Annotated in this window: 14 protein-coding genes; 7 read left to right on the forward strand and 7 right to left on the reverse strand. The window is 60.3% G+C overall.

Going from position 1 to position 12,598, the window contains the following annotated elements; genetic code table 11:
* Window positions 1-7: 7 nt before the first annotated feature.
* Window positions 8-697: a VacJ family lipoprotein gene (locus ABX75_RS23540; RefSeq protein ID WP_034096497.1), complete on the reverse strand. Its 690-nt coding sequence runs from the start codon at window positions 695-697 to the stop codon at window positions 8-10.
* A gap of 196 nt (window positions 698-893) precedes the next feature.
* On the opposite strand from ABX75_RS23540, the gene ABX75_RS23545 reads away from it, so the two are divergent.
* Window positions 894-1,502 (forward strand): hypothetical protein, encoded by a 609-nt coding sequence (locus ABX75_RS23545; RefSeq protein WP_034096496.1) that lies wholly within the window; start codon window positions 894-896, stop codon window positions 1,500-1,502.
* 110 nt (window positions 1,503-1,612) lie between these two features.
* Complete coding sequence (locus ABX75_RS23550) at window positions 1,613-1,879, forward strand: DUF4404 family protein (RefSeq protein ID WP_034096495.1); 267 nt, start codon at window positions 1,613-1,615, stop codon at window positions 1,877-1,879.
* 136 nt (window positions 1,880-2,015) lie between these two features.
* On the opposite strand, the gene queF is transcribed toward ABX75_RS23550, so the two are convergent.
* Entirely contained in the window at window positions 2,016-2,846 is an 831-nt protein-coding gene (gene queF / locus ABX75_RS23555; protein WP_047882762.1) for an NADPH-dependent 7-cyano-7-deazaguanine reductase QueF, read from the reverse strand.
* 68 nt (window positions 2,847-2,914) lie between these two features.
* Window positions 2,915-3,433 carry a plastocyanin/azurin family copper-binding protein gene (locus ABX75_RS23560; protein ID WP_040267649.1) on the reverse strand — a complete coding sequence of 173 codons (519 nt, stop codon included), beginning with the start codon at window positions 3,431-3,433 and terminating at the stop codon, window positions 2,915-2,917.
* Between the two features lie 156 nt (window positions 3,434-3,589).
* Here ABX75_RS23560 and ABX75_RS23565 point away from each other — a divergent pair, with 156 nt between their 5' ends.
* Window positions 3,590-4,270, forward strand: coding sequence for a heavy metal response regulator transcription factor (locus ABX75_RS23565; protein WP_034096492.1), 681 nt, complete (start codon window positions 3,590-3,592; stop codon window positions 4,268-4,270).
* Window positions 4,267-5,622: a heavy metal sensor histidine kinase gene (locus ABX75_RS23570; protein WP_034096491.1), complete on the forward strand. Its 1,356-nt coding sequence runs from the start codon at window positions 4,267-4,269 to the stop codon at window positions 5,620-5,622. The genes ABX75_RS23565 and ABX75_RS23570 overlap by 4 nt, the downstream gene beginning before the upstream one ends.
* 99 nt (window positions 5,623-5,721) lie before the next feature.
* Here the strand turns inward: ABX75_RS23570 and ABX75_RS23575 are convergent, their stop codons facing one another.
* From ABX75_RS23575 to ABX75_RS23585, 3 genes are read right to left on the reverse strand one after another with little or no spacing between them, the layout of a single operon-like run.
* On the reverse strand, window positions 5,722-6,966 hold the full coding sequence (locus ABX75_RS23575) for a lipoprotein-releasing ABC transporter permease subunit (RefSeq protein WP_034096490.1): 1,245 nt from the start codon (window positions 6,964-6,966) through the stop codon (window positions 5,722-5,724).
* A gap of 58 nt (window positions 6,967-7,024) precedes the next feature.
* Window positions 7,025-7,708, reverse strand: coding sequence for a lipoprotein-releasing ABC transporter ATP-binding protein LolD (lolD, locus tag ABX75_RS23580; RefSeq protein WP_162830773.1), 684 nt, complete (start codon window positions 7,706-7,708; stop codon window positions 7,025-7,027).
* A gap of 7 nt (window positions 7,709-7,715) precedes the next feature.
* Window positions 7,716-8,966, reverse strand: coding sequence for a lipoprotein-releasing ABC transporter permease subunit (locus ABX75_RS23585; protein WP_034096489.1), 1,251 nt, complete (start codon window positions 8,964-8,966; stop codon window positions 7,716-7,718).
* 94 nt (window positions 8,967-9,060) lie between these two features.
* Here ABX75_RS23585 and ABX75_RS23590 point away from each other — a divergent pair, with 94 nt between their 5' ends.
* Window positions 9,061-9,645, forward strand: a complete 585-nt coding sequence (locus ABX75_RS23590; protein ID WP_034112467.1) for a PilZ domain-containing protein — start codon at window positions 9,061-9,063, stop codon at window positions 9,643-9,645.
* Window positions 9,646-9,688: 43 nt separating this feature from the next.
* Window positions 9,689-10,411: a glycerophosphodiester phosphodiesterase family protein gene (locus ABX75_RS23595; protein ID WP_034096487.1), complete on the forward strand. Its 723-nt coding sequence runs from the start codon at window positions 9,689-9,691 to the stop codon at window positions 10,409-10,411.
* Window positions 10,412-10,453: 42 nt separating this feature from the next.
* Here the strand turns inward: ABX75_RS23595 and sthA are convergent, their stop codons facing one another.
* The gene (gene sthA / locus ABX75_RS23600; protein ID WP_047882763.1) at window positions 10,454-11,848 is read right to left on the reverse strand and encodes a Si-specific NAD(P)(+) transhydrogenase; all 1,395 of its coding nucleotides are present in this window, start codon (window positions 11,846-11,848) and stop codon (window positions 10,454-10,456) included.
* A 215-nt stretch (window positions 11,849-12,063) separates the two neighbouring features.
* Between sthA and ABX75_RS23605 the strand changes: the two genes are divergently transcribed.
* Complete coding sequence (locus ABX75_RS23605; protein WP_040267645.1) at window positions 12,064-12,597, forward strand: chalcone isomerase family protein; 534 nt, start codon at window positions 12,064-12,066, stop codon at window positions 12,595-12,597.
* The last annotated feature ends 1 nt before the right edge of the window (window position 12,598 follow it).

The following is a 12,598-nucleotide window of genomic DNA, read 5'->3' on the forward strand; positions in this document are numbered from 1 at the left end:
TCACAGCTTAAAAGTCGTCAACCACCTTGCCATCTCGAACCTTGAACTCGCGGTTCTGCAGGTAAGCATTGCGGATGAAGGTGTACTTGTCACCGGTGATCAGCTTCTCGCTGTCGAGCAAGCTGGCACGGGTGTCGATGATGTTCAGGCCCATGGTGCTGTTGCGCCAGTCGATATCGTTCATATAGCGATACGGCTGGGTGTAGCTATCGACATACTTGGACGGTGCATCACGCAGCGTACTAGGCCCCAACAGCGGCAGCATCACGTACGGACCGCTGCCCACGCCCCAGTAACCCAAGGTTTGGCCGAAGTCTTCGTCACTGCGTTGCAGCCCCATTTTGGTGCCGACATCAATAAAGCCCAGCACGCCAAATGTGGTGTTGACCAGCAAACGGGCCGTATCCACACCTGCGTTATGGGGCTTGAGTTGCAGCACGTTGTTGGCCAGGTTGCCGACATCGCCGATGTTGCGGAAGAAGTTATGGATGCCGTCTTCGACAAATTGCGGGGTGATCCACTGATAGCCTTGAGCCAAAGGCTTGAGGGCGTAGGTATCAACCGTGTCGTTGAATGTGAAGATCGGGCGGTTGATGCTTTCCCATGGATCGTCTTCCGATGCAGCCTGTACGGCGAACGGCGCCAGCATCACAGTGGCACACACCGACAGCTGAGCGAAATAATGGCTCCAGCGCATAGCTTTAGCTCCTTGAATGGTCTGTCATGGGCGCTATGCCCTGAATAAGGCCGTTAGTATATGACGGAAGTATCCAATTAGGCAGCCGCTAGGAAACGACATACGCAAAATGGACAAAATTCCTACAATTAAATAAAGCTGTCATCGCCTTGTCATCCCGTCTCGATAGCGTTTGAGCTATTTCAGGGACGTCGACATGCCACACGCCGAAATTGCCAACGCCAGCGCTCCTACCCTGACTGCCGTGTTGTTCGGCCTGAGTGGCTGCCTGGTGGACTTTGGTTCCCAGGCGCGCACCGATTCATCGTCGCCACACTCCCAAGCCACCCCAGGCGCTCTGAACGTCCTACGCAGCCTGAAGGAACAAGGCGTGCCGTGCGCCTGGTTGGATGAGCTGCCTCCTACCGTGACCACGCCATTGGCAGCCGTACTGCCGCGCTGGCTCAAGGCCGCGACGCCCTCCCCGATCCGCTGGCCGGCGCCCCATGCCTGCTGGCAAGCCTTGATGGAGTTGAATATCGAGCGCTTGGAAGGCTGCGTACTGGTCAGCGGCGAGCCGCGCCTGTTGCAGTCAGGCTTGAATGCCGGACTGTGGACCATCGGCCTGGCCTCCTGCGGCTCGCTGTGCGGCCTGGCGCCCGAGCAATGGCAAGCGCTCAGCGAACAGGAACGCGAGTACAAGCGCGGTAAAGCCACCGTGGCGTTGTATGGGCTGGGCGTGCACTCGGTGATCGATCACCTCGGCGAACTCGGCACCTGCCTGGCGGACATCAGCCTGCGCCAACTCAAAGGCGAGAAGCCCTGATCGAGATCATGCACAGTCGCCGCCAGTGAATTAATCTACGAGTAAGTCCGTAGACCTTTCCCGGCGTGCCGCGGTCTATGCCAGTGCCTATCGATAAAAGGAAGAATGTGATGCCTGATCGCGAGAAGTTAAAACAGCAGGCCGATATTGTGAGCAAACAACTGGAAGAGCATCCAGATTTGCCCCTCGAAAAGCGCCAAGCACTGGAAAAACTGGTTGCCGATTTGAATTTTCAACTTCAAATGGAACCGGGCGCCCAGTCACCCAGCATTGCCGACGATTTCAACAAAGCGGCGATCGAGTTTGAATCCAGTCATCCCGGGCTGGCTGGAGCGTTTCGCAATATAGTCACTACCCTGGGCAGTATGGGCATCTAACCCGAGCCCAAGCCGAACCCAAGACCAAATGTGGGAGCTGGCTTGCCTGCGATACCGGCGTATCAGTCACTGGATAAATGACTGAAAGATCGCAATCGCAGGCAAGCCAGCTCCCACAGTATTTTTGGATAAAAGCTTACTGACGCGCGAGCCTCATGTTCAAGAACTGAGTATTCTCGGTGCTTCGACATGGGTTGATGTCCAACCCACCCCGCCGCACATACCGTGCATACACCGTTAGCTTCTCCGGCTTCAGCAAACGCTGCACATCCAGGAAAATCCGCTCCACGCACTGCTCATGGAAGTCAGAGTGCTGGCGGAAGCTCACCAGGTATTCCAGCAAACTGGCGTGATCTAGCGCCGCCCCCCGGTACTCCACCACCACGCTGCCCCAGTCCGGCTGACTGGTGACCGGGCAATTGGACTTGAGCAAATGGCTATGCACGCTCTCCTCGACGGTGCGCGATGCATCGCAGCGCAGCAGCTCTGGGCGCGGATGTTCGTAACTGCTGACCTTGATATCCAAATCGTCGATACATACACCCGGCAGCGCCTGTACGCCTTCGGCTTCAACATCGGCCAGGCTGCGGATGCGCACGCCCACCGGTTTGCCGGCGGCCGCGCTGAGGTCGGCGCGCAGGGTCGCTTCCAGGCTCTGGCTATCGGCAAAAGCACTCTGGTTCAACGAGTTGAGGTACAGCTTGAAAGACTTGGATTCGATGATGTTCGGCGAATCGGCGGGGATGCTGAATTCACCGATGGCCACCACCGGTTTGCCCGATGGCAACAGCCACGACAGCTCGAAGCAGTTCCAGAAATCCACGCCTTGGTACGGCAGGGTTTCGGCGCTCAGGCCCAGCTCGGCCCACTTGGCGGCGCGGGGAATCGGGAACAGCAACGACGGAGTGTAAGTGGAGATGTATTCACTGGACTTGCCCAGCGGCGAATGTTCGGCTGCGGGATGCATGGCGGAAACCTGGCTAAATAAACCGCGCCAGTCTAACAGCCTTGCCCCCGCCTTTGCGCCTCAGCCGCTCACTGGCTGACGTTGACCTTACCCACCATGCCGGCCTGATAGTGGCCCGGTAGGTTACACGCGAACTCCAGGCCAGTGGCTTGCTTGAAGGTCCACGTCAGTTCAGCCGTCTTGCCCGGCTCCACCAGCACGCTGTTGGGATCGTCATGTTTCATCATCCCATCGTGCCCCATGGCGCTGTGGTCCATTTTTCCCATGCCGGTGGCGGTGAGCATGCCGCTGGCCTGCATCTGCAACATTTCCTTCTGGTGCTGTGCATGCATCGCCGCGTCGCCCAGGTTGAATTCGTGCAGCAGGTTGCCTTTGTTGACCAGTACGAAACGCACCGTCTCACCGGCCTTTACATCGATTGATGCTGGCGAGTAGGCAATGTCCTGCATCGTCACTTCCACGGTACGCGTGGCTTTGTCGGCCGGCGCCGGCTGGCCGAACGCATAGGTGGAAGCACCATCGGCCAGCGCATTGAAGCTCAACGCCAACAGGCAGCCCGCCAATAGCAGGGGTGTACGCAATGCCATCGCTATTCTCCAAAAAAATGTAATCCGCTTGAGACACACTCTAAGATGGCGCCGCTGCCAGCCAGCTGACTGCTAGATTACAACTTTGTCAGGTTGCGCCTTTGCCCTGGCGCCCACGGTATAAAGCCCTTCGTTACTCGTTGCCTAGAGCCGCCCATGAAACTGCTGATCGTCGAAGACCAACCGAAAACCGGCCACTACCTGCGCCAGGGCCTGGCCGAGGCAGGTTTCACCACCGAATTGGCGATCGATGGTACTACCGGGCAGCACCTGGCATTGTCCGGTGACTACGACCTGTTGATCCTCGACGTCATGCTGCCGGACCGCGACGGCTGGCAAATCCTGCAAGCGGTGCGTGCCGCCGGCCTGGAAGTGCCGGTACTGTTCCTCACCGCGCGTGACGCCGTGGAAGACCGCGTGCATGGCCTGGAACTGGGCGCCGATGATTATCTGGTCAAACCGTTCGCCTTTTCCGAACTGCTGGCCCGCGTGCGCAGCCTGTTACGACGCGGTAGCAGCACGCCCCAGGAGACTGCGCTGCAGTTGGCCGACCTGCGCCTGGACCTGATCCGCCGCCGCGTCGAACGCGACGGCCAACGTATCGACCTCACGGCCAAGGAATTCTCCCTGCTCGAATTGCTGCTGCGGCGCCAGGGCGAAGTGCTGCCCAAGTCGCTGATTGCCTCCCAGGTGTGGGACATGAATTTCGACAGCGATACCAACATCATCGAAGTGGCGATCCGCCGTCTGCGCCTGAAAGTCGATGACAACTTCCCCAATAAACTGATCCACACCGTGCGCGGCATGGGCTATGTGCTGGAGGAGCGAAGCAATTGATCCGACGCCTGTCCCTGGCCAGTCGCCTGGCGCTGTTGTTTGCCGCCTGTACTGCGGTGGTCTCGTTGTTGGCCGGCGTGCTGTTCAATCGAGCCAGCGAGGCGCATTTCCTGGAGTTGGACCAGCAACTGCTAGACAGCAAACTGATTGCGCTACGCGGCACCCTGCAAGGCGTCGATTCCCCGCAGGCGTTCGCCCAACACCAAGCCCCTTTACAGGCCGAACTCAGCCGCCAACCGGACCTGGCGCTGCGCATCACGGCCGCCGGCCAGCGCTGGTTTGACAGCACAGCGAACCTGACCCTGCCGGAATCGCCCGGCCTGCATAGCCTGCGACTGGCCGGCACGGACTATCGGGTGCTCAACACACCGCTGATTGTGGGCCAGGCCGATTCGCCGCAACTGAGCCTGCTGCTGGATATCACCCACCATCAGCATTTCCTGCAACGCATGCAACAGTTGATCTGGCTTACCGTCGGCCTCTCGGCACTGGCCACCGCCCTGCTCGGCGCCTGGGCTGCGCGCAGCGGGTTGCGGCCTCTGCGGCGCATGGGCGAAGTCGCGGCCAGTGTGTCGGCCAACTCCCTTACCCAACGCCTGCCCCAGCAACATATGCCCGCCGAACTGGCGGAACTGGCCCAGGCCTTCAATGCCATGCTCGGTCGCCTGGATGACGCATTCCAGCGCCTCTCGGCGTTCTCCGCCGACATCGCCCATGAACTGCGCACGCCGCTGTCGAACCTGCTGACCCACACCCAGGTCATCCTCACCCAGCCGCGCCCGCTGGAAGATTATCGCGAGGCGCTGCACAGCAACCTGGAAGAACTGCAATGGATGGCGCAGTTGGTCAACGACATGTTGTACCTGGCCAAGGCCGACCATGGGTTGCTCACGCCCAAGCGCGAGCCCCTGGCGCTGGCGGATGAAGTGGAGGCGCTGCTGGAGTTTTTTGCGCTGCTGGCCGAAGACGCCAATGTGCGCCTGGTGCGTGAGGGCGCTGCCCAAACGCGCGGCGATCGCGGCATGTTGCGCCGGGCGTTGTCGAACCTGCTGGACAACGCGCTGCGCTTCACCCCGGCCGGGGGCGAAGTGCGGGTGACGATGCTTGAGGATGCGCACGGGGTGAGGTTGGCGGTGGAAAACACTGGCGATGGCATCCCGGCGCCGTTGCTGCCGAGGTTGTTCGACCGCTTCTACCGGGCAGATCCAGCGCGGCGCGAAGGCAGCAGCGAGCATGCCGGCTTGGGCTTGGCGATTACCCAGTCGATCGTGCGAGCCCATGGGGGGCGGATTTTTTGTGAATCCGCGGCTGGAGTGACAAGGTTTGTGATTGAGTTGCCCAGGGTAAATTGATGCAAGACGGGCCGGCTCTATCGGGGGCAAGCCCCCTCCCACACCTTGAACGCCGTTCTTATGTGGGAGGGGGCTTGCCCCCGATAGCGGTCCAAATAATTACGAATATCTCAGCGCATGTGCCGGCTCGATCTTCGCCGCGCGATACGCCGGGTAGATCGTCGCCAGAAAGCTCAGCACAAAACCGGCCGAGCAGATCAGCAGCACGTCGCCGCCCTGCAGCTCGGAGGGCAGGTTACTGACAAAATACACATCCGAACTGAAGATATGCTGTCCGGTCACGCGCTCCAGCCAGCCCACCAGTTCGCTCACGTTCAGTGCCGCGATCACGCCGAGTACGCCGCCGATCAAGGTGCCGACGATGCCGATCACGGTGCCCTGCACCATGAAAATCGCCATGATCTGCCGCGGCGTGGCGCCGATAGTGCGCAGGATCGCGATGTCCGCGCCCTTGTCGTTCACCACCATGATCAACGTGGCGATGATGTTGAACGCGGCCACGGCGACAATCATCAGCAGCAACAGGCCGATCATGGTTTTTTCCATTTTCATGGCGCTGAACAGGCTGCCCTGGGTGTGGGTCCAATCATCGGCCTTGTAGGCCGCGCCCAGCCCGGCGGCGATATCCGCCGAAACCTTGGGTGCCGCGTACAAGTCTTTCACCGCCAGACGCACGCTTTGCACCTGGTTCGGCTGCCAATGCTGTATCTCGGCAGCGTCGGCCATGTTGATCAGCGCCATGGAACCATCCAGCTCGGCGCCTACCTTGAAGATCCCCACCACATTCAACCGCTGCATGCGCGGGGTGATGCCGCCCGGCGCGCTACTGAGTTCCGGCACGATCAGGGTCAGCTTGTCGCCCACATTGAGGCGGAAACGCCGCGCGGTGATCTCACCGACCACCACGCCGAACTCGCCGGGCCTCAAGTCTTCCAGTTTGCCGCGCACGATATGCTGGGCCACGATCGACACCTTGCCTTCCTGGGCCGGGTCGACGCCGCTGATTTCAATCGGCTGCATGGCACCCTTATAGGAAAACATGCCGTCCATTTGCGTGAAAGGCACTGCGGCGGTGACCTGCGGGTTCTTCATCGCCGCGGCGGCCACTGGCTGCCAATCGTCAATGGGCTTGACGCCGACAATGGTCGCATGGGGCACCATGCCGAGAATGCGCGAACTCATTTCGCGCTGAAAGCCGTTCATCACCGACAGCACCACGATCATCGCCAGTACGCCGAGGGCGAGGCCGATCATCGAGGTCATCGAGATAAACGAGACAAAACGGTTGCGGCGCTTGGCGCGGGTATAGCGCGTGCCGATAAAAATCGATAACGGTCTGAACATTCGCGGGCACCGTTGGAAAAATAGAAAACCCGGCATCATGCGCCGGGCTTGAAACAGGTCAGATGGCGACCAGATGACCTTCCTGCAAGTGCAACACGCGGTCCATCTGCCGGGCCATGCTCATGTCATGGGTCACCACCAGGAACGCGGTGCGCATCTGGGTGCTCAGTTCCAGCATCAGGTCCTTGATGCCCTGGGCAGTGTGCGAATCAAGGTTGCCGGTGGGCTCGTCGAGCATCACCAGGCCCGGGTTGTTCACCAGGGCACGGGCAATGGCCACACGCTGACGCTCGCCGCCGGACAACTCCGCGGGTTTGTGCTCCAGGCGATGGCCGAGGCCGACACGCTCCAGCAGCGCCGTCGCACGTTGACGGGCCTCGGGGATCGCGGTTTTGCCGATCAGCAATGGCATGCACACGTTTTCCAGAGCGGTGAACTCCGGCAACAGGTGGTGAAACTGATACACAAAGCCCAGCGAGCGGTTGCGCAACTGGCCACGGGCTTTCTCACCCAGGGCCGACAACTCTTCACCGGCCAACCAGACGCTGCCCTGGGACGGCGTATCGAGGCCGCCCAACAGGTTGAGCAAGGTACTTTTGCCGGAACCGGAACTGCCGACGATCGCCACGCGCTCGCCCGGATGCAGTTCAAGCTGCAGGTTGGACAGCACCACCACGGACTCCGGGCCTTCCTCGTAGGATTTGCCCAGGTTGCGGCAGCTCAGGATTGCTTTTTCACTCATGCCCGATTCACTCATAACGTAAGGCCTGTGCTGGCTGGGTACGTGCCGCGCGCCAGGCTGGATACAGGGTGGCAAGGAAACTCAAGACCAACGCCGCGCCGCCTACCATCAACACGTCCTGGGTCTGGACCTGGGACGGCAGATAGTCGATGAAGTAGACGTCGGCGTTGAGAAACTTGTGGCCGATCAGGGTTTCCAGTGCGGCGATGGCCGCGCTGACGTTCAACGCGGCGAGAATCCCGACGGCAGTGCCGATCAAGGTACCGACCACGCCGATCACGGTGCCCTGCACCATAAAGATCGCCATGATCTGACCCGGCGTGGCGCCGAGGGTGCGCAGGATGGCGATGTCGCCTTTTTTATCGTTCACCACCATCACCAGGGTGGAGATGATGTTGAACGCCGCCACGGCAACGATCAGCAGCAACAGCAGACCGATCATGGCTTTTTCCATGCGGATGGCCTGGTACAGGTTGCCGTGGGTGCGGGTCCAGTCGCGGGCGTAATACTCGGACTCGCCCAGGTGCTGGGCAATTTCCCAGGCGCCGCGCGGGGCGTCGAACAAGTCACTGAATTTCAGGCGCAGGCCCTGCACCTGGTCCGGCTGCCAGCGATGCAGGCGCGCCAGATCGGTGAGGTTGGTCAGACCGAGGTAGCCGTCGATCTCGCCAGCGCCGACGTGGAAGGTGCCGACCACGGTAAAACGCTTCATGCGCGGAAACATGCCGGCCGGGGTCACGGTGACTTCCGGGGCGACGAAGGTGAGCTTGTCACCGATACCCACGCCGAGCTTGGCCGCGGCCTTGTCACCGATAACGATGCCAAAACTGCCCGGGGCCAGGTCGTCGAGCCGGCCCTGCAGCATAAACTGGTCGATGATCGAGACCTTGCGTTCCTGGGCCGGGTCGATGGCGTTAAGCAGGATCTTCTGCACCTTGCCGTCGTTGGTCAGCAACCCCTGCATCTGGGTGAACGGCGCAACGGCCACGACCTTGGGGTTCTGCTTGACCTTATCGGCCAGGCTTTGCCAGTCGCTGATGGGCTCGCTGGCTTCGATGGTCGCGTGGGGCACCATGCCCAGCACGCGGGTGCGCATCTCATGATCGAAACCGTTCATCACCGACAGCACCACAATCATCACGACCACGCCCAAGGCGAGCCCGATCATCGAGGTCAAGGAAATGAACGACACAAAATGATTGCGACGCTTTGCACGGGTATAACGCGTGCCGATAAATACGAAGAGAGGTCTGAACATGTCGGGGCTTGTTCGGAGGAAAAGAAGACGTCCCGGTGGCGGGGTCTGGTAAGCAGCTTTACACTCAGACCATTACCGCCAGCAGGGGTTCGCCATGACGACATTAGATGAAGAAGAGCGCCGCGAATACTACCGTATCGACGACATGATCGCACTTCAAATCAAAAGCCTGTCTGCCCCTGAAGCAGCGGGCAAGGAAGTATTGCTGGATGATTCACCGCTGTTCAACCTGCTCAGTGAATTGCACTTGAGCGAATTCGAAGCTCAGCACCTGTTGCGCCAGATCAGCGAGAAAGATCGAAGCCTGGCGGCGTTCCTCAAAGTCCAGAACAAACGCCTGGACCTGCTCAGCCAAGTCATGGCGCTCGGCCTGCTGGACGAAGTGGGCGCGCCGCAGCCCGTGATCATCTCCGAAGGCGGCATCGACTTCCAATACCCCTCATCCTTGACTGTGGGTGCCCACCTGGCGGTCAAGCTGGTGCTGATGCCCCAGGCGCTGGGCCTGTTGCTGCGCGCCAAGGTCACCCATTGCGAAGCCAAGGGCGACGGCTTCGACGTCGGCACGGAATTCGAATCCATGACCGATGCCCAACGCCAGTTGCTGGCGCGCTACATCCTGCAAAAACAAGCCCAGGAGCGGCGCCTGGCGCGGGAAAAAAGCGACGCCCAGGCCACCTGAATTCGTATACACCCGCCGGACGACCTGGCGAAAAGGAGCAACTGTGACCCTGATTTACGGCCATCGCGGCGCCAAAGGCGAAGCACCGGAAAACACCCTGACCAGCTTTCAGCAATGCCTCAAGCACGGCGTACGCCGCTGCGAACTGGACCTGCACCTGTCCATGGATGGCGAGCTGATGGTCATCCACGACCCGACCCTCAAGCGCACCGCCGACCGGCGCGGCAAGGTGGTCGAGTATTCGGCGGCCGACCTGGTGAAAATGGACGCGCGCAAGGGCGGCCCGGGCTGGGTCTCGCCCTGCCCTATCCCGCGCCTGGAAGAACTGTTCGAACAATGCGATTTCGATCACTGGCAACTGGAAGTCAAAAGCGCTTCGCGCACCCGCGCCGCGACCACTGTGTTGGCGATCCGCGAGATGGCGGTGCGCTTCGGCCTGATGGACAAGGTCACCGTTACGTCCAGCTCAAGGGAAGTGCTCAAGGCGGCGGTGGAACTCACCCCGGACCTGTCACGCGGGCTGGTGGCAGAATACGCCTGGCTCGACCCGCTGAAGGTCGCGCAGAACTATGGTTGTGAGTACTTGGCATTGAATTGGACGTTGTGCACACCCGAGCGCCTGGCCAAAGCCCAGCGCCAGGGTTTGCACGTATCCGTGTGGACGGTCAACGAACCCGCGCTGATGCGCAGGCTCGCCGACTTCGGCGTAGATAGCCTGATTACAGACTTTCCCGGTTTGGCCACTGCCACCCTCGGGAATTACTGAAATCGGTCTCCCCGGCCGGCTCAGGCCACCGGCCGGAGCCGCTCAAAAAAGCCGGTTGAGGCCGTCGTAGGCCGCTACCCGATAGGCTTCGGCCATGGTCGGGTAGTTGAAGGTGGTGTTCACAAAATACTTGAGGGTATTTTGCTCTCCCGGCTGGTTCATGATGGCCTGACCGATGTGCACGATCTCCGACGCCTGATAGCCGAAGCAATGCACGCCGAGGACCTCCAGGGTTTCACGGTGGAACAGAATCTTCAGCATGCCTTGCGGCTCACCGGCGATCTGCGCACGCGCCATGCTCTTGAAGAACGCCTTGCCCACTTCGTAGGGCACCTTGGCCTTGGTCAGCTCGTGCTCATTCTTACCAATGGAGCTGATTTCCGGAATCGTGTAGATGCCGGTGGGCACGTCGTTCACGTAGCGCCAGCTGCCGTTATCGACGATGCTGCCGGCGGCCGAACGGCCCTGGTCATGGGCGGCACTGGCCAGGCTCGGCCAGCCGATCACGTCACCGGCGCCATAGATGTTGGCCACGCAGGTACGGTAATTCTCGTCCACTTCGATCTGGCCACGGTTGTTGACCTTGACCCCGATGTTTTCCATGCCCAGCCTATCGGTGTTGCCGGTACGCCCGTTGCACCACAGCAAGGCGTCGGCCTTGATCTTCTTGCCGGACTTGAGGTGCAGGATCACCCCGTTGTCCAGGCCTTCGACCCGCTCGTACTCTTCGTTATGGCGCACGGTGATGTTGTTGTTGCTGAAGTGGTAACTCAACGCCTGGGAAATTTCCGAGTCGAGGAAACTCAGCAACTGATCGCGGTTGTCCACCAGCTCCACCAGTACACCCAGGCCACTGAAGATCGACGCGTATTCACAGCCGATCACGCCGGCACCGTAGATGATCAGTTTGCGCGGGGTGTGGCCCAGGCTCAGGATGGTGTCGCTATCGTAGATACGCGGGTGATGGAAATCGATATCCGCCGGGCGATACGGGCGCGAGCCGGTGGCGATGATGATGTGCTTGGCCACCAGTTTCTCGACCACGCCGTTGGAACACACCACTTCAATGGTCTGCTCGTCGGCGAAGCTGCCGGTGCCGAAGAACAGGTCGACACGGTTACGGGCGTAGTAACCGGTGCGCGAGGCCACCTGCTTGGAGATGACTTTCTCGGCGCTTTTCAACACATCCGGGAACGAAAACCAACGCGGCTCACCAATAGCCCGGAACATCGGGTTGGTGTTGAACTGCATGATCTGGCGCACCGAGTGACGCAAGGCCTTGGACGGGATGGTACCCAGGTGGGTGCAGTTACCGCCGACTTGGCGACGGCTATCGACCATCGCCACCTTGCGCCCTGCCTTCGCGGCGTTCATCGCCGCACCTTCTCCAGCTGGGCCGGAACCCAGTACCACCACGTCGTAGTTGTAGACAGCCATGCGTACTCCTCAGAACAGGCCAGGCGTACGGTAGGACGCCGGGCTAAATCATGCCGCGGCCAGCGGTCATGAAGGACAATTTGGCTCAAGTGTGTGAACCGGGGCACAGTCTATATAAGGCTCAACGCCGCGCACATTAACCCTTGGTCGCGTCATAGGCCAGTCTTGCCATACTACAGGACGCAAATCAGCGCCGATTTCAGGATGAGCCCATTATGCGACAACTATTGTTTTGTTTAATGCTGATGGTGTCGATCACGGCGCACGCCAGCGATGCGCAGCGCCTTAAGCAAGCTGGCTTCCCGGCACAGGTCGAAGGACTGACGCGAAAAAACCAGGCGGTGCTCAACTATCTGTGGGCAGACGTGTATGCCGCAGCGCTGTATGCCCCGGCAGGGCTCAGCGCAAGGCACGCCTGGGACCAGCAGAAAGCCCTGCGCCTGACGCTGTATTACTTTCGCGACATCGACCGCAGTGACGTGATCAAGGCCGCCACGACCACCCTGGCGCGCCAACACGCCAACGCTCGATTAAAGCCGGAACTGGATAAATTGCACGCCAGTTTTCGCGACATCCGCAACGGTGATCGTTATGCCCTGGATTTTCATCCCGGTCGCGGTTTGAAGCTGGAGATCAATGGGCAGGTGGTGTTCAGCAGTGTTGATGATGAACTGGCGAGGGCCTACCTAGGCATCTGGCTCGCGCCTGGGGGGTTGTCGGACAGTTTGCGGGATCGATTGCTGAATTGAT

Source organism: Pseudomonas sp. ARP3, from assembly GCF_001029595.1.
GTDB classification, from domain to species: Bacteria; Pseudomonadota; Gammaproteobacteria; order Pseudomonadales; family Pseudomonadaceae; genus Aquipseudomonas; species Aquipseudomonas rhodesiae.